The 17681-nt window shown below is 73.2% G+C and carries 9 protein-coding genes; 4 read left to right on the forward strand and 5 right to left on the reverse strand.

Going from position 1 to position 17681, the window contains the following annotated elements:
• Window positions 1-218 precede the first annotated feature (218 nt).
• Window positions 219-3671, forward strand: a complete 3453-nt coding sequence (locus ACN28C_RS15260) for an AfsR/SARP family transcriptional regulator (protein ID WP_422774104.1) — start codon at window positions 219-221, stop codon at window positions 3669-3671.
• Between the two features lie 72 nt (window positions 3672-3743).
• Here the strand turns inward: ACN28C_RS15260 and ACN28C_RS15265 are convergent, their stop codons facing one another.
• The 3 genes from ACN28C_RS15265 to ACN28C_RS15275 form a co-directional block, all read right to left on the reverse strand.
• Complete coding sequence (locus ACN28C_RS15265; RefSeq protein WP_422774105.1) at window positions 3744-4463, reverse strand: fasciclin domain-containing protein; 720 nt, start codon at window positions 4461-4463, stop codon at window positions 3744-3746.
• A 216-nt stretch (window positions 4464-4679) separates the two neighbouring features.
• A complete protein-coding gene (locus ACN28C_RS15270) occupies window positions 4680-6827 on the reverse strand; it encodes a M14 family zinc carboxypeptidase (RefSeq protein WP_422774106.1) in 2148 nt (715 codons plus the stop codon).
• A 164-nt stretch (window positions 6828-6991) separates the two neighbouring features.
• Window positions 6992-7855: a GNAT family N-acetyltransferase gene (locus ACN28C_RS15275; protein ID WP_422774107.1), complete on the reverse strand. Its 864-nt coding sequence runs from the start codon at window positions 7853-7855 to the stop codon at window positions 6992-6994.
• Window positions 7856-8151: 296 nt separating this feature from the next.
• On the opposite strand from ACN28C_RS15275, the gene gltB reads away from it, so the two are divergent.
• Both gltB and ACN28C_RS15285 read left to right on the forward strand, forming a co-directional pair.
• On the forward strand, window positions 8152-12912 hold the full coding sequence (gene gltB, locus ACN28C_RS15280; RefSeq protein WP_422774682.1) for a glutamate synthase large subunit: 4761 nt from the start codon (window positions 8152-8154) through the stop codon (window positions 12910-12912).
• Window positions 12905-14395: a glutamate synthase subunit beta gene (locus tag ACN28C_RS15285; protein WP_422774108.1), complete on the forward strand. Its 1491-nt coding sequence runs from the start codon at window positions 12905-12907 to the stop codon at window positions 14393-14395. Before gltB ends, ACN28C_RS15285 begins: the two co-directional genes overlap by 8 nt.
• Before the next feature lie 17 nt (window positions 14396-14412).
• Here the strand turns inward: ACN28C_RS15285 and ACN28C_RS15290 are convergent, their stop codons facing one another.
• Together ACN28C_RS15290 and ACN28C_RS15295 are read right to left on the reverse strand one after the other, a co-directional pair.
• On the reverse strand, window positions 14413-15069 hold the full coding sequence (locus ACN28C_RS15290) for a class I SAM-dependent methyltransferase family protein (RefSeq protein WP_422774109.1): 657 nt from the start codon (window positions 15067-15069) through the stop codon (window positions 14413-14415).
• A 43-nt stretch (window positions 15070-15112) separates the two neighbouring features.
• Window positions 15113-15718, reverse strand: coding sequence for a TetR/AcrR family transcriptional regulator (locus ACN28C_RS15295; protein WP_422774110.1), 606 nt, complete (start codon window positions 15716-15718; stop codon window positions 15113-15115).
• A 96-nt stretch (window positions 15719-15814) separates the two neighbouring features.
• On the opposite strand from ACN28C_RS15295, the gene ACN28C_RS15300 reads away from it, so the two are divergent.
• On the forward strand, window positions 15815-17395 hold the full coding sequence (locus ACN28C_RS15300; RefSeq protein ID WP_422774111.1) for an alpha-L-fucosidase: 1581 nt from the start codon (window positions 15815-15817) through the stop codon (window positions 17393-17395).
• Window positions 17396-17681: the final 286 nt, after the last annotated feature.

Genomic DNA, 17681 nt, shown 5'->3' on the forward strand with positions numbered 1-17681 from the left:
GGCGCCGGATCATCGGTTGTGGAGCCGGACCCGGTCGACCGGAGGATCTCCGAATCGAAGCGGGCCGCTGCCCGAGCGGATCGCGCCGGACCCTCCGGTTCGTCGGCTAACCGACCGGTCGGGAGGATGCCCCGTGTCGCGTCGCGTCGCGCACACTACCCGGGAGCGAAGGTGAGGGCTCCCAGTTGCGGCACAGCGTGCCTGCTCAGCAGGCCAGGGTGGAGAGGCGGCCGGTCGCCGCGGGCGAGGTACGGCTGCTCGGGCAGGTGCGGCTGCTCGGGCAGGTGCGGCTGATCGGCCCCAAAGGGCCGGTCGCGCTGCCGGACGGATCCGGTTCGCTGCTCGGGCTGCTGGCGCTGCGACCCAACCGGCCCGTCCCGGACGCGGAGCTGCTGGCCGCACTCGCCGGTGCCGACGCGCTGTCCCGGACCGCCGGGCGTCCCCTGGAGCGGCCGGCCGCGCTGCTGGCACACGCATTGGCCGAGTGCGGTTCGCCGCGCGCGCTGGAGATCCATCCCGCCGGCTACCTGCTGCGGATGGCGAGCAGCCGGATCGACGCCTCCCGGTTCGTCCAGCTGCTCGGGCAGGCCCGCCGCCGGATGGCCTCCGGGGACCTGCACGTCGCCGGCAGACTCTTCCGGGACGCGTTGGCGATCTGGTCCGAACCGGTCGGTCCGACCGGCGCCGACGATTCGGATGGGTCTGCGGCCGAAGCCGACGGGTCGGGTCGGTCCGGGGTCGGGATCGACGGTCTGGGCGGGGCTCCGGTCGACGCCGACGGTCTGGTCGCGCCGCCGGACCGGTCCGCCGAACCGCGGGTGGAGCCCGGCCCCGAGGCCGAGCCGGGCGACCCCTACCGGTTCTGCCCGTCCGGCTGGGCCGCCGTCGAACTGGGCCGGCTCCGGCAGGCCCGGATCGACGCCTTCGAGGACCGCTGGGAATGCGCGCTACGGCTCGCGGTGGCGGCGCACCGTGCCGCGGGCGGACCGGTCGCCGACCGGGCCGTGGTGGCCGCCGGGGCCAGCGCCGCCGAGATGGGCCGGGCCGGGGTAGCCGAGCTGACCGAGGCGCTGGCGAGGCATCCACTGCGGGCCCGCCTGTGGGAGCTGCTGCTCGTCGCCTCCTATCTCGACCGGGGGCGCCGGGCTGCCACCGAGGTCCAGCGGCGGGCCCGGGAGGTCTTCCTGGAGCAGTTGGGCGTCGAGCCGGCCGGCCGGGTGTGCGTACTCGCCGATGCGGTGCAGACTGGCGAACTGCCCGAGGACTGGGTGAGCGCCCCCCGGCCGGCGTCCACGCCGGAGACCACCCCCGATCCGCCGGTGCCCCGGCCACGCCCTGCCGCCCGGCTTCCGGTCCCGCTCACCGCCCTGCTCGGCCGCGACGAACTGCTAGGCGTCGTCGCCGCCCGGCTGGCCGAGCAACGCCTGGTGACGCTCACCGGACCGGGCGGGTCGGGCAAGACCCGGCTGGCCGTCGCCGTGGCCGGGACATTCTCCGACCGGCAGATCTGGTTCGTCGACCTGACCGCCGTGGAGAGCCCGGTACGGGTGCCACAGGCGGTGGCCGCCGCGCTCGGCGTACCTGACGTGGGGCGGGACATCGTCGAGGCGCTCGCCGCCGACCTCGGCCCGGTCCGGGCGCTGCTCGTGCTGGACAACTGCGAACACCTGGTCGCCGGCTGCGCCGAACTGGTGGACCGGCTGCTGTCCCACTGCCCGGAGCTGCGCGTGCTGGCGACCAGCCGGGTACCACTGCGGCTGCCCGCCGAGTCGCGGATCCGGGTGCCGGCGCTCGCCGTACCGGAGGGGCAGGCCGGGCACAGCCTCGCCGCACTGACCGCACAACCGGCGACCCGACTCTTTCTCGAACGCGCCCGTGAGTTCTCCGGCCGCCCGCTGCCGGAGAGCAGCGCCGACGCGGTCGTCCGGCTCTGCGCCGACCTGGACGGGCTGCCGCTGGCGATCGAGCTGGCTGCGGCTCGTACCCCGATGCTCACGGTCGACGAGATCATCACACGGTTGACGATCGACCTGGGGCTGCTCCGCAGCCCGGATCCGAGGCCGCCGGACCGGCACCGCAATGTGATGGTCGCGGTGGAGTCCAGCCTGGCCCTACTGGACACCGACGCCTGCCGGCTGTTCGACCAGCTCTCGATCTGTGCGGGCGGCTTCGATGCCGAGGTGGCGCGCGCGATCGGCGGACCGGCCGCACCGGGCGCGCTCGCCGCGCTCGTCGAGGCGTCCCTCGTGGAACCGCTACCCGACGCCGCATCCGGAGCTTCAGCCGACGCGGGGACCGGGACGTCGGATTCTGCCGGGACGTCGGATTCTGCCGGGACGACGGATCCTGCCGGCTCTAGCGGGCCGGGCGGTCCGAGCGGGCTGGGAGGGTCGAGCGGGTCGGTCCGGGAGGGGCGGGTTCGCTACCGGATGCTGGAACCGATCCGGCGGCACGCGTTGGCCCGGCTGGTCGGCTCCGGCGCCGAGGCGACCACCCGGCACGCGCTGGCGGCGTACTGCCTGACCCTGGCCCAGCGGGCCGACGCCCGGCTGCGCGGCGCCGACCGGAACGGGTGGCTGGCGCGGCTGCGCGCCGAGGAGCCCAACCTGCGGTCCGCGATGGCCTGGCTGGCCGAGGCGGGTGCCGCCGGCCCTGCCTACGGTGACCTGCGGCTCGCCGCCGCGCTGGCGATGTACTGCCGGCTGGAGGGAAACTACCGCGAGGGGCACGACTGGCTGGCCGGGGCGCTGGCCCGGCATCCGGACGCCCCGGCCGGGCTGCGCTCCCGGGCCGGTATCGGTGCCGCCATGCTGGCGATGCTGGTCTGCGACTATCCGGCGGCGATCCGGCACGCCGAGCTGGCCCGGGCCGCCTGCCGGGTCACCGGGAACCGACGGGCCGAGGGGCAGGTGGAACAGATCCTCGGTTCGGTGGCGCGGGAGCAGGCCCGCTACGCCGAGTCCGCCCGCCACCTGGCCGCGGCCGGCGCCATCTTCGCCGACTGTGCCGACGAGTGGGGCGAGGCACAGACCACCGAGCTGCGCGGCTTCACCGCCTGGCTCTCCGGAGACCTGGACCGGGCAGACTCGCGGTTGTGGGCGAGCCTGCGCCGGCACGAGCGGCTGGGCGACGTGCTGGCGGCGGCAAGTGCGCTGATGAACCTCGGCGCGGTCGCGCTCTACCGGGGTGACATCGACCGGGCGTCGTCGCTGCTCGACGTGGCGCTGCGGCGATACTCCACAATGGGTTTCCCGGAGGGGGTCGGCTGGGCGCACAACCTGCGCGGACTGGTCGAACTGCGCGGCGGGCACACCAGGCGGGCCGCCCGGCACCTGAGACTCAGCCTCGCCGCACACCGGCAGGTCGGCGACCGGTGGCGTACCGCCAGTGTGCTCGAGGCGCTGGCCGAGGTGGCCCGGCAGGACGGAGATCCGGTTCGCGGCGCCTGGCTGCTCGGCGCGGCCGACCGGATCCGTACGGAGATCGGGGCTCCGGTGCCGGTGTGCGAGCGGGTGGACACCGAGGCGACGGAGCGGGCCCTACGCGCGCAGTTGGACGCCCCGGTGTGGCAGCTATGGACGTCCGGTGGAGAGAGCGGGTTCGCCGTGGCCCACCGGTACGGCCGGGAGGCGCCGCTGGACACCGTCCTTGCCGACAGCCCTCCGACCTGACCCGCTCGACGGTTCGTCAACGACCGGTGGCCCGGGGGCGAGCATGGTCCGGGCGATCAGTGGCCGGGTCGATCAGTGGCCGGAGTCGGCGTGCGGGTCGGCGGTGGTCGGCAGGTTGCCGAGCACACCGTTGACGATGTGGATCCGCCCGCCCGCGACCCGGTAGTCGGCACAGACGCTCTGCACCTGGTCGCCGAAGCGGGCCATATCCCCGGCCGCGCCGACCGTGACGGTGCTGCCGTCGAGTGTGCGGGCGGTGCCGGTGGCGACCAGGTCGGCCAGCGGGTGCGCCCCGGCCACCAGGTGCGCCCGAAGCAGGGCACGCAGCTCGTCCCTGCGGTGGATCAGCAGGTTGTCGAGGTTCTCCTCGGAGAACTTCCGGGTGAACGCGTCGTCTGTCGGGGCCAGGATCGTCACTCCGGCGGGGGAGCGCAGCTCGGCCGAGAGGTCCGCCGCGCGTACCGCCGCCTCGAAGCGGGTCAGCACGGGTATCCACTGCAACGCCACGTCGGCGGGCTGACCGGCGAGCGCCGCCGGGTTGCCGGGATCGGTGCCGGAGGGCAGCGCGGCGCAGAGCGGACCGGTCACACCGGAGCCCGCCGCCGCACCGGAGCCCGCCGCCGGAGCGCTCTGCCCGCCCGCTCCCTCGCCGGTGCAGCCGGCGGCGGCGGACGCCAGCAGCGCGGTCGTGGCGATGAGCAACGCGACCCGGAGCCGGCTCCGGCCGGCCCGGGCGGCGGCCGGTGGGTCGGCAGCGGTGGAAGCAGGGAACGGAATGGACTGCTCGGACACGACAACCTCCACGACGGATCGGCGGCTTCACGGCGGATCGCCGGCTCCCACGACGGATCGGTGGCTTCACGGTGGATCGGTGGCTTCACGGCGGATCGGCGGCGACGGGTGATCGCGGGCCGGGGCGACGGCAGGGCCGTAGCGGCGGGCCGGGCGTCGGCGGCCCGGCCCGCCGCTAACGGCGGATGGTGCGCGAATCCAGCTAGCCGCCGCGCCTCACAGCGCCGCGCACTGGCCCGCCTTTGGGCCCTTCACCGAGTTGGCGACCTCGAGGTTGGTCGGTGCCGGGTTGTTGACCACACAGCTCAGCGGACCGCTCACCGAGTTGCCGGCGACCAGCGCCGGACCGCTGCCGGTGGGGTTCGCCGCCAGCGAGACCGGGCCGGAGATGGTGTTGTCGATGAGCGAGACCGCACCGGTGGTGCCGGTGACCGAGACCGGCCCGCGGACCGTGCTGTCCGCGAGGAACACCCCGGCGGCACCGGCCGCGCTGACCGGACCGCTGATCGTCGTGCCGGTCGCCACCAGGGTTGCCCCGGGCCGGACGGTGACCGGGCCGTTCACCGTCGCGTCCGCCAGGCAGGCGAAGCCGGAGATGGTGAGCGGACCGTTGTGCCGCCCGGTGCGGGTCGGGTAGACCCGCTCGCCGTCGACCAGCTCCTCCACGCCCTGGCCATCCAGCAGCAGCGGGATCAACCCTCGCTCCGGCTGGGCCAACGGCACGTAGTACCCGTCGGCGCCCCGGACCACCTTCCAACCGTGCGCGGCGATCCGCTGCGCGACCGTCGTGCCGGTCCCGCCCGGCCCGTCGGTGCGCGTCCCGTGGTACTGCTCCTCGGTGAGCCGGTACGCGCACGGCGCGTCGTCCAGGATCATCTCCGGCACCGGCAGGTCGTCGCGGGGTCCCGCCTCGCCCGGGTGCGGCGCCGGGTGCTGCGGGATCGGCCGCGAGCCACGGAAGACCAGCCGGCCGGTGTTCGAGGCCTGGAACTCGATCGCCTCGCTCCGGGCCCCGGTGATCGCCGGCAGGTTGGCCCGGTGGTAGTCGAGGAACTGGCCGAACGTCCAGAGCGCCGAGTAGGTCTTGCGCCGCCGGTTGTTGGCCGAGTTGCCCTCGTCCGGCCGGGTCTGCCCGCCGGAGCTGCGCAGCTCCAGCAGCGAGTTGACGGTGTTCTTCAACCCCAGGGTGTTGCGCAGGATGGTCTCCTCGCTCAGCCCGACGCCGCTGCCGCCCTGACAGCCGTACGGGCAGGCCCACCAGCCGTCCTTCGCGCCCTCGACGTACATGTGGCCCTCGATCATGTCCAGCGAGGTGTCGAAGATCTGCTGCGCCACGTTCTGGTGCCGGGGCGGCAGCATCGGCAGGTCACCGGCCTGCGAGTTGCCGTACTCGTGCCCGTCGTAGCCGGCGACCGGCCGGTAGTCGCGGAGCATCTTCACGTACGCGGTGGTCTCCGGCTGTCGGATCAGCGAGTAGTCGCGGTTGAGGTCCTGCCCGGTGGAGTTGCCCCGGGTGTTGGCGGCCCGACCGTCGCCGTTGATCGTCGGCACGATCAGCACGGTGGTGTGCTTCAGCAGGTCGATCGTGCGGGCGTCCCGGCCGAACGCCAGCTTGCGGGCGAGCATCAGACAGGCTTCGCGGTCGCCGGGCTCGTTGCCGTGCACGTTGCAGTTGATCGCCAGCGGCGAGGTCGCGGCGACCGCCGCCGGGGTGGCCGGCGGGCTGGGGTACCCGATCACGAACATGTTGATCGGCCGGCCCAGCACCGTACGGCCGAGCTCCACCACCCGGACCCGGTCGCTGAGCCTGTCGATCTCGGCGGTGTAGGCGTACTCGTCGACGTCGCTGGTGTACTGCGCGGCCTTGGTGGTCTCCCACTGGGTGCGGAGGTTCTCGCCCGGGACGGCCGGGTCGCCCCAGGGCTCCAGCGTGGTGCCGGTGACCGGTGCGGAGTAGGGCTGCTCCTCGGTGCCGATCCGGGCCCGTACCCGCCACTGGAACCGCAGGCCGGGGTCGAAGCCGGCGTCGGCGAAGGTCGGCGACTCGTTGTTGACCTGGCGGTTCGGCCGCCAGATGCCGGTGATCACTCCTGGACCGGTGACGACGCCGGCGGCGTCGACCGGGGCGCGTTCGATCTGGTAGTCCGTGGCGTCGGGGACCGGCGTCCAGGCGACGGTGGCGTACCCGTCGGCCTGGGTGACGGTGAGTCCGGTCACCTGGTGCGGTTCGGCGGCCGTGGTGCCCGGCACCGCCGAGGTCGGCTGGCCCAGCGCCACCGACGGGGCGGTGACGGCGCCGAGCGTGGCGACGAGCAATGTGCAGAGTACGGCTACCGTCGGCTTCCTTGTTCGCGTGATTCGCATGTGAACTCCTAGGGGGAGGAGTCGGAGGACAGCACTGCGGGCCATCATGATCCCGGACGGTGCGGCGGATCAATGATCTTGAGGATGTCTTGAGCAACCCTCGACAGTTGAGGAGTTAGGCGGGGGCCCTTCTTCTACAGAAAGCGATAAGAAGGGGCCCTTCCTTACGGTTCGGCGAGGCAGGCGGTGCCGATGCGGCGGAAGCCGACCCGCAGGTAGACCCGGGCGATCTCCTCGCTGCCGGCGGAGAGGAAGATCAGGTTCGTACCGTCGTCGAGCAGGCGGCGGGCGAGCGCGGCGGTGACGGCCGCGCCCAGGCCCCGGCGGCGGGCGCTGGGCAGTGTGGCGATGCCGGCGATCTCGGCGACGTCCTCCTCGCGCAGCGCCATGCCGCTGGCGACGGCGCCCTGGCCCGGGAGTTCGACAAGGGCGGAGATGCGGCGGCCGGCGGCGGTGCGGCTGCGTTCCTCCTCGAGGGAGTCCACCGGCAGCTCGACCAGGGCGGTGTCCCGGGCGGCCGGGCCGGCCGCGCCGACCTCGGTGCCGGGGGTGGCGAAGCCGACCGCGGCGACCGCACGCCGGGCCGCGACGTCGGCGGCGAACGTCGGCGCGCCGGGGTCCAGGATCCGGACCGGCGCGCTGGCGAGGTCGCCGGGCGGGGGGAGAGCGGCCGGGTCGAGCACCATCAGCGGCGCCTCCAGCACCGTCAGCCCGGCGGAGCGGGCCACCGCGAGCAGTTCCGGGTTGTTCTCGTGTACCCACTCGAAGGCCTCCGGCAGGCCCAGCTCGCGCTGCCGCTGACGGACGGCGGTCACGTCGGCGGCGGACGGCGGCTCCGTGGCGTCCAGCCGGGGGCGGGCGTAGAATGGCCATCCCGCGCCGTCCCGGACGAACAGGACCAGCCCGCCAAAGTCTTCGGTGTGTGCCCCGTCACGCGGCACCGCATCGTAAAAGCGTTCCAACCGGTCAAACGGCTCGTCTCGTACAGATGCCACCGGGGGAGCGTACACGTACGGGATCCGGGACATGTGATCAATTCCGCTGCCTGTGATCAGCACGGATGCTGGACCCCGCCGGCCCCTAACGTAGACTCGAGAGACCCAGCACAGGGCCGACGTCGTCCCGACCTAATGATTGAACGTGAATGACGACAGGAGCCCCGGTGGTCTTTCCGTACCCCCAGGAACCGCACCTCTCCTCGTCGGCGGGTGCCGACTCCGCGCCGACCGGCCCCGGCCGCGCATCCTCGCGCGCCGCCGCGACGGCCCGGACGCCGGAGCCGCAGGGGCTCTACGACCCGGCCACCGAGCGGGACGCCTGCGGGGTGGCCTTCGTCGCCGACCTGCACGGCCGCCGCTCGCACGACGTCGTCGCCAAGGGGCTGGCCGCGCTCTGCCGGCTCGACCACCGGGGCGCCCGGGGCGCCGAGCAGAACACCGGGGACGGCGCCGGCATCATGCTCCAGGTGCCGGACGCCTTCCTCCGCGAGGTCGTCGACTTCCCGCTCCCGCCGGCCGGGCAGTACGCCACCGGCCTGGTCTTCCTCCCCACCGACCCGGCCGACGAGGCTCGCGCACGCACCGTGCTGGAGAAGTACGCCCTGGTCGAGGGGGCCGAGATTCTCGGCTGGCGGGACGTGCCGGTCCGCGCCGACGACCTCGGCGAGACCGCGCTGGCCGCCCGGCCGGTGATCCGGCAGGTCTTCCTGGCCGCGCAGCGGCTGACCGACTCCCTGGGCGGCCGGGCCGGTGCGCCGCTGACCGGTCTCGACCTGGACCGGGTCGCCTTCTGCGTACGCAAGCAGGCCGAGCGGGAGTCCGCCGAGCGCGGCGTGCCGGCATACTTCCCGTCCCTCTCCGCCCGGACGATGGTTTACAAGGGGATGCTCACCCCCGACCAGCTTCCCGAGTTCTTCCCGGACCTGACCGATCCCCGGGTGGCCAGCGCGATCGCCCTGGTGCACTCCCGGTTCTCGACCAACACCTTCCCGTCCTGGCCGCTGGCCCACCCCTACCGGTTCATCGCGCACAACGGCGAGATCAACACCATCCGGGGCAACAAGAACTGGATGCAGGCCCGGGAGGCCCTGCTGGCCAGCCCGGAGATCCCCGGCAACATCAAGCGGCTCCTCCCGATCTGCACCCCGGCCGCCTCCGACTCGGCCAACTTCGACGAGGTCCTGGAGCTGCTGCACCTGGCCGGGCGGAGCCTTCCGCACGCGGTGCTGATGATGATCCCGGAGGCGTGGGAGAACGACCCCGACATGACCCCGGCGAAGCGGGCCTTCTACCGCTTCCACGCCAGCCTGATGGAGCCGTGGGACGGGCCGGCCTCGGTCGCCTTCACCGACGGTTCGCTCGTCGGCGCGGTGCTCGACCGCAACGGCCTGCGGCCGGGCCGCTGGTGGCTCACCTCCGGCGGCCTGGTGGTGCTCGGCAGCGAGGCCGGGGTGCTGGACCTCGACCCGGCGGGTGTGGTCGCCAAGGGGCGGCTGCAGCCGGGCCGGATGTTCCTGGTCGACACCGCCGCCGGGCGGATCGTGCTGGACGACGAGATCAAGTCCGGGCTCGCCGCCGAGCACCCGTACGACGACTGGCTGCACGCCGGCCTGATCGACCTCGCGGACCTGCCGCCGCGCCGGCACATCGTCTACACCCACCACTCGGTGCGGCGCCGGCAGCAGACCTTCGGCTACACCGAGGAGGAGCTGAAGATCCTGCTCGGTCCGATGGCCCGCAGCGGCGCCGAGCCGGTCGGCTCGATGGGCACCGACACCCCGATTTCGCCCCTCTCGACCCGGCCCCGGCTGCTCTACGACTACTTCCACCAGCTCTTCGCCCAGGTCACCAATCCGCCGCTGGACGCCATCCGGGAGGAGCTGGTGACCAGTCTCCAGGCGACCATCGGGCCGGAGGGAAATCTGCTCGAACCCACCCCGGCAAGCTGCCGCCAGGTCGTGCTTCCCTATCCGGTGATCGACAACGACGAGCTGGCCAAGATTCTCTCGATCGACGAGGACGGCGACCTGCCCGGCTTCAAGGCGGTCCGGGTCTCCGGGCTCTACCGGGTGCGCGACGGCGCGGCCGGGATGAAGGCCCGGCTGACCGAGATCTGCCGGCACGTCTCCGAGGCGATCGAGGACGGGGTACGCATCCTGGTCCTCTCCGACCGGGACTCCACCGCCGACCTGGCGCCGATCCCGTCGCTGCTGCTCACCGCCGCCGTGCACCAGCACCTGGTGCGCGAGCAGACCCGTACCCAGGTGGCGCTGATCGTGGAGTCGGGCGACTGCCGCGAGGTGCACCACACCGCACTGCTGATCGGCTACGGCGCGGCGGCGGTCAACCCCTATCTCGCCTTCGAGTCGGTCGAGGACCTGATCAACACCGGTGCGCTGACCGGGGTCGAGCCGGCCGGGGCGATCCGCAACTACGTCAAGGCGCTCGGCAAGGGCGTGCTCAAGATCATGTCGAAGATGGGCATCTCGACGGTCTCGTCGTACTGCGGCGCCCAGGTCTTCGAGGCGGTCGGCCTGGACAACCGGTTCGTGCAGCGCTACTTCGCCGGCACGCCGGGCCGGATCGGCGGGGTCGGGCTCGCCGAGATCCACGCCGAGGTCGCCGCCCGGCACTCCCGGGCGTACGCCGAGGACACCGGCCAGCTCGCCCACCGGCCGCTGGAGGTCGGCGGCGAGTACCAGTGGCGCCGCGAGGGTGAACTGCACCTGTTCAACCCGGAGACGGTCTTCCTGCTCCAGCACGCCACCCGCAGCCGCCAGTACGACGTCTTCCGGGAATACACCGCCAAGGTCGACGCGCTCGCCGAGCGGGCCGGCTCGCTGCGCGGGCTCTTCCGGCTCCGCACCGGGCTCCGGCCGCCGGTGCCGATCGACGAGGTCGAGCCGGCCAGCGAGATCGTGAAGCGCTTCGCCACCGGTGCCATGTCGTACGGGTCGATCTCGGCCGAGGCGCACGAGACCCTCGCGGTCGCGATGAACTCCCTCGGCGGCAAGTCCAACACCGGCGAGGGCGGCGAGGACGTCGAGCGGCTCTACGACCCGACCCGGCGCTCCGCCGTCAAGCAGGTGGCCAGCGGCCGGTTCGGGGTGACAAGCGAATACCTGGTCAACGCCGACGACATCCAGATCAAGATGGCCCAGGGCGCCAAGCCCGGCGAGGGCGGGCAGCTCCCCGGCAACAAGGTGTGGCCGTGGATCGCCCGCACCCGGCACGCCACCCCCGGCGTCGGGCTGATCTCCCCGCCGCCGCACCACGACATCTACTCGATCGAGGACCTGGCCCAGCTCGTGCACGACCTCAAGAGCGTGAACCCGGCCGCCCGGATTCACGTCAAGCTGGTCAGCGAGGTCGGGGTCGGCACGGTGGCGGCCGGGGTCGCCAAGCTCAAGGCCGACGTCATCCTGATCTCCGGGCACGACGGCGGCACCGGCGCCTCCCCGCTCAACTCGCTCAAGCACGCCGGCACCCCGTGGGAGCTGGGCCTGGCCGAGGCGCAGCAGACGCTGCTGCTCAACAAGCTCCGCGACCGGGTCACCGTGCAGGTCGACGGCCAGCTCAAGACCGGCCGCGACATCGTGGTCGCGGCGCTGCTCGGTGCCGAGGAGTACGGCTTCGCCACCGCCCCGCTGATCGTCGCCGGCTGCGTGATGATGCGGGTCTGCCACCTGGACACCTGTCCGGTCGGCATCGCCACCCAGAACCCTGTGCTCCGCGAGCGCTACACCGGCCGCCCCGAGTTCGTGGAGAACTTCTTCCTCTTCCTCGCCGAGGAGGTCCGGGGATACCTCGCCGAGCTGGGCTTCCGCTCGCTGGAGGAGGCGATCGGCGCCACCGAGCTGCTCGACTTCGCCCCCGCGCTGGACCACTGGAAGGCGCACGGGCTCGACCTGCGCCCGGTGCTGCACGTGCCGGAGCTGCCGGCCGGTGCCGCCCGGCGCGGCGTACGCACCCAGGACCACGGGCTGGACCGCTCGCTCGACAACGAGCTGCTCGCCCTCGCCGCGCCGGTGCTCGGCGCCGCCGAGACCGAGCAGGCGCCGGGTGCGACCGGTCCCGAGCAGGGCGGCAGCGCCCCCGCCCGGGTGCCCCGGATCCGGGCGCAGGTGGCGGTCCGCAACGAGCACCGCAGCGTCGGCGCGATGCTCGGCGGCGCGGTCACCCGGCGGTTCGGCGGTGCCGGCCTGCCCGCCGACACCGTCGAGTTCGACCTCACCGGCACCGCCGGCCAGTCGTTCGGCGCCTTCCTGCCCAGCGGCGTGACGCTGCGGCTGGCCGGCGACGCCAACGACTACGTCGGCAAGGGACTCTCCGGCGGCCGGATCGTGGTCCGCCCGCACCCGGAGGCGCCCTTCGCCGGCGGGCTCGACTCGCCACCCGGCCCGAACGGCCGGGCCGAGGAGCAGATCATCGCCGGCAACACCATCCTGTACGGCGCCACCGGCGGCGAGCTCTTCCTGCGCGGCCGGGTCGGCGAGCGGTTCGCGGTCCGCAACTCCGGCGCGGTCGCCGTGGTCGAAGGGGTGGGTGACCACGGCTGCGAGTACATGACCGGCGGCATCGTGGTGGTGCTCGGCGGCACCGGCCGGAACTTCGCCGCGGGGATGTCCGGCGGTCTCGCCTTCGTCTGGCAGCTCGACCGGCGCCGGGTCAACCCGGAGCTGGTCGACCTGGCCCCGCTCACCGACGACGAGCGGGTCACCCTCTACGACCTGGTGCAGCGGCACTTCGCCGAGACCGACTCGTCGGTGGCGGAGGGGCTGCTCAAGCGCTGGCCCGAGGCGGTGCAGGAGTTCACCGCCGTGGTGCCCCGGGACTACCGGCGGGTCATGGAGATCATGCGGACCGCGCAGGCCGAGGGGCGGGACGTGGACGAGGCGGTGATGGGCGCCCTCGCCGCACCGCCCGCCGCACCGGCCCAGCCGGTCGGGTCCGCCCAGCCGGCCCAGCCCGCCGGGGCGGCGCCGCCCGCCGCCGGGCCCTCGGCCGCCGCATCGGCCGAGCCCGTCTCCCCGGCCCGTCCGGTCGCCCCCGGCTCGCGCCCGTCCCAGGAGGTGGCCCGTGCCTGACCCGAGTGGATTCCTCAAGCACGACCGGAAGCTGCCCGCCCGTCGCCCGGTGCCGGTGCGGATCACCGACTGGCGCGAGGTCTACCCCTCCGCCGACGACGCGCTGATCCGCGACCAGGCCACCCGGTGCATGGACTGCGGCATCCCGTTCTGCCACGACGGCTGCCCGCTGGGCAACCGCATCCCGGACTGGAACGACCTGGTCCGCACCGGCAACTGGGCGACCGCGATCGAGTCGCTGCACGCCACCAACAACTTCCCGGAGTTCACCGGCCGGCTCTGCCCGGCGCCCTGCGAGGCCGCCTGCGTACTCGGGATCAACGGCGGTGCGCCGGTCACGATCAAGCAGGTCGAAGTCGAGATCATCAACCGGGCCTTCGACCTGGCGCTGGTGGCTCCGCAGACCGTGCCGGCACCCTCCGGCCGCTCCGTCGCGGTGGTCGGCTCCGGCCCGGCCGGGCTCGCCGCCGCACAGCAGCTCGCCCGGGCCGGGCACGCGGTGACGGTGTACGAGCGGGACGACGCCATCGGCGGCCTGCTCCGCTACGGCATCCCCGACTTCAAGCTGGAGAAGGAGCACATCGACCGGCGACTCGACCAGCTCGCCGCCGAGGGCGTCCGGTTCCGGGCCGGGGTGAACGTCGGGGTCGACGTCACCGCCGAGCAGCTCCGGGCCGAGCACGACGCCGTGTTGCTGGCCTGCGGCGCGCTCGCCGGCCGGGACACCCCGGCGACGCCGGGCCGGTCGCTGCGCGGCGTGCACCAGGCCATGCAGCACCTGGTGGCGGCGAACCGGGTGGTGAACGGGCGCGAGTCGTCGACCCCGATCGACGCCGCCGGAAAGCACGTGGTGATCATCGGTGGCGGCGACACCGCCGCCGACTGCCTCGGGGTGGCGCACCGGCAGGGCGCGGCCGGCGTACACCAGCTCGACCTCTACCCGCGGCCGCCGCACGAGCGCGACGAGGCCCGCGACCCGTGGCCGACCTGGCCGTGGGTGCTGCGCGAGTACCCGGCACACGAGGAGGGCGGCGAGCGGGTCTTCGCGGTCGCGGTGCAGGAGTTCGTGGACGACGGCACCGGGCAGGTCCGCGCGGTCCGGGTCGCCGAGGTGACCGTCGAGAAGCGGGACGGCCAGCGCATCCTGACCACGGTCCCCGGCACCGAACGCGAGCTTCCGGCCGACCTGGTGCTGCTGGCGATCGGCTTCGAGGGGACCGAGGAGCAGCCGCTGCTCGACCAGCTCGGCGTGACCCGCAACCGGCGTGGCGCGGTCGACGCCGACCCCGAGTGGCAGGCCGGCACTCCCGGCGTCTTCGTCGCCGGTGACATGCACCGGGGCGCCTCGTTGATCGTCTGGGCGATCACCGAGGGCCGGGCCGCCGCGGCCGCGATCCACCGCTACCTCGGCGGTGCCAGCCAGCTACCGGCGCCGGTGGCACCCTCCGCACAGCCGCTGGCGGTCCCGACCCGCACCGGCTGACCCGACCGCCCTGCGGGCTATGTCCGGGCTCGGGGTGGCGGGTCGGCGACGAAGGTGAACATTCGGGCGCCCCGGTCGAGCGGCCGGGGCGCTCCGGCGAACCGGTGCACACCGACGCCGAAGCCGGCGGCCTTGTCGGAGATCCAGCTCAGCGTGAACCCTTCGGCGGCGAACCAGTCGCAGATCCGGGGCACCAGGTCGGGTTCGTCGCGGTGCCGGGTCCACACCACCGTGCCGCCCGTGGCGCAGAGCTGGGCGCAGTATCCGACGGTGCGGCGTACGTCGTCGTCGGTGATGTTGCCGAAGACGCCGCAGACCAGGACGAGGTCGGCCGGGACCAGGTCGGCGTACCGGTCGACGAGTGCGGCATCCCCGACCACCACCTCGACGCCGTCCAGTCCGGCCGTACGGGCGGTGTCGGCGGCCACCGCCGCGTTGCGCGGGTCCAGCTCGACCAGTCTTGCGGTCACGTCCGTCCGGCGGGGGTGCGTGCCGAGTGTCTCCAGCAGGTCCCGCCCCTGGCCGGCACAGAGGCTGACCACCCGCAACGGCCCGGGCGCGGCCCGGTCGAGAAACTCGCGGATTCGATCCTGCACCACGGCCAGCCGGCGGCTCAGGAACGAGGCTGGCTGCGCGTACGCCCTGTGCCAGTCGTGCCAGTCCCGCGCCGCCACGGCCCCGACGCTACCGCACGGCGCTTTCCCGGACGGGGAGAGATCAGGTGGGTGTGGAGAAGACCAGGTCGAGGTGGTGGTCGACCACGGCGAGGGCGTCGGTGGGGGAGCGGTGCCCGACCAGCACCTGCGGCACGAGGCCGTCGATGACGGTCTGCAGGGTCGCGGCCGACAGCGCCGGGTCGAGCCGGTGGTCGAGCTGCCCGGCCCGCTGCGCCGCACGCAACGCCTCGGTGATCAGGGCATGGGTGCCGGCCCAGGCGTCCCGGATCAGCGCGGCGAGCTCCGGTGCGGTGACCGCCCGGGTGACGAAGGCGTACCAGACCGCGGCGCCGGCCCGGCGCTCCGGGGTCGCCGGCACGGTCTGCTCGGCGACCGCCCGGATGGTGCCGCGCGGGGACGGCGGCTCGGGCCGGGCCGCCAGGCTGCGCCGCAGTTCCTCGCCGGCCAGCTCGACGAGGCGTTGGCCGGCGTACCGGAGGACCTGGTCCTTGGTCTTGAAGTAGTGCTGCACCTGGCCGAGGGAGATGCCCGCCTCGGCGGCGACGTCGCGCAGGCTGACGGCCGCCATGCCACGCAGCGCGACGATCACCCACACCGCCTCGGCGATCCGGCGGCGACGCTGCTCGTGGTCGACCTTCCTCGGCATGGCCCGATTCTGGTCGCAATACGCTCGACTTGCAAACACTGGACCGGTGCGGCATGCTTGGCCATACGTTTGTATTGCTACCTGGGGAGGTAGTTCGTGCGAGGCTTCATCCGCCGACATCGCAGGAAACTGCTGGTAGTGCTGGTCGTCGCGGCGGTATTGGTGGCCACGCCACCGATCGCGGCGCAGATCTACGCCTGGCGGGACGACCGGAAGGCGCGGATGACCACCGATGGCCCGTACGAGGCGACCCGGGACTCCCTGAACGCGCACCCGGTCCCCGACTGGTTCTCGGACGCCAAGTTCGGGATCTTCGTCCACTGGGGACTTTTCTCGGTGCCGGGGTTCGCCCCGACCGGCACCTTCGCCGAGGTGCTGCGCACCGACTACGACCGGGCGATGCTGGTGCACCCGTACGCGGAGGACTACCACAACGCGATGCGGGTGCCGGGGACGCCGACCGCCGACTACCACCGGGCGACCTACGGAGACCTGGCGTACGAGGAGTTCAAGGCGATCTTCGACGCGGGACTGGAGCGGTGGGACCCGTACGCCTGGGCCAGGACGTTCCGCGACTCCGGAGCCCGGTACGTCGTACTGGTCGCCAAGTACCACGACGGCTACCCGCTCTGGCCGACCGAGGTGGTCAACCCGCACCGTCCGGGCTGGCACAGCGAGCGGGACATCGTCGGAGAACTCGCCGCCGCCGTGCGCGCCCAGGGCATGCGCTTCGGCATCTACTACTCCGGCGGCGTGGACTGGACCTTTCAGCACGAGGTGGTGCGCACGCTCGGCGACTACACCTACGCCCGATACGGCGACGGCTACGCCGACTACGCCGACGCGCAACTTCGGGAGCTGATCAGGCGCTACCGGCCCGACCTGCTCTGGAACGACATCTCCTGGCCGACCGGGGAGGGTCGGCTGTTCAGCCTCTTCGCCGACTACTACCACACCGTGCCCGACGGTGTGGTCAACGATCGCTGGCAGACCGACTCGCTCTGGCGCTGGCTCCTGGGGACCCGACTCGGCCGGGCCGGCTTCGACCAGGTGATGACGTGGGCGATCGGCGACGACCCCGACTTCGTCGAGAACGTCAAGCCGCCGGCCGTGCCGCACAGCGACTTCACCACTCCCGAATACACGAAATACGACACCGTGCAGGCGAAGAAGTGGGAGATGACCAGGGCTATCGGCAACTCGTACGGCTTCAACCGCAACGAGACCGACGCCGACTACGCCTCCTTCACCGGCACCCTGCTGCCCGACTTCGTCGACGCCCTGGCCAAGAACGGAAACCTGCTGCTCAACGTCGGACCCGCCGGTGGCGACGGGACCATACCGCCGGAGCAGCTCAGCCGGCTGGCCGGCTTCGGCCGGTGGCTCGACCGCAACGGCGCGGCGGTCTACGACACCCGCCCCTGGACCCGGGCCGAGACCGAGGGGGCGCACTTCACCGCCGGCCCGGACGGAAGCGTGAACGTCATCCTCGACGGGCCGGTCGGCACCGAACGGGTCCGACTCAACGGCGTCCAGCTCGCCGGCCGGGGCCGGCTGCTCGCCGACGGCAGCGCCGTCACGCTGACCGTCGACGGTCCGGACACACTGCTCAGCTTCGCCCGGCCGCCCAATCCCCCGGACGATCCCCGTCCGGCGATCCAGGTCACCCCGAGGTAGCTGCGACCCACCAACCCGGTAGCTCCCATTAGGTGGCCAGAACCGCCCGCATCTCGTGCCGGTCGCCGGTGGCCAGCCCCGTCAACAGGCCCGGCGCCTCCTCGAACGGCAGCACAGCCGAGACCAGATGCTCGCGTACCAGGTCGCCGTGGTCGCGGAGCAGGGCGATCGTCTCCGCCGACAGGCAGTCGCGGTCCCCGGCCGGGGCCAGCCCGCGCGGTACCCGGCCGATCCGCGCGCAGCACCTGACGCTCTACAAGTCAAGATCGCAGATCTTGGAACGAGA

It is taken from the genome of Plantactinospora sp. WMMC1484, assembly GCF_049315195.1.
GTDB lineage: Bacteria > Actinomycetota > Actinomycetes > Mycobacteriales > Micromonosporaceae > Plantactinospora.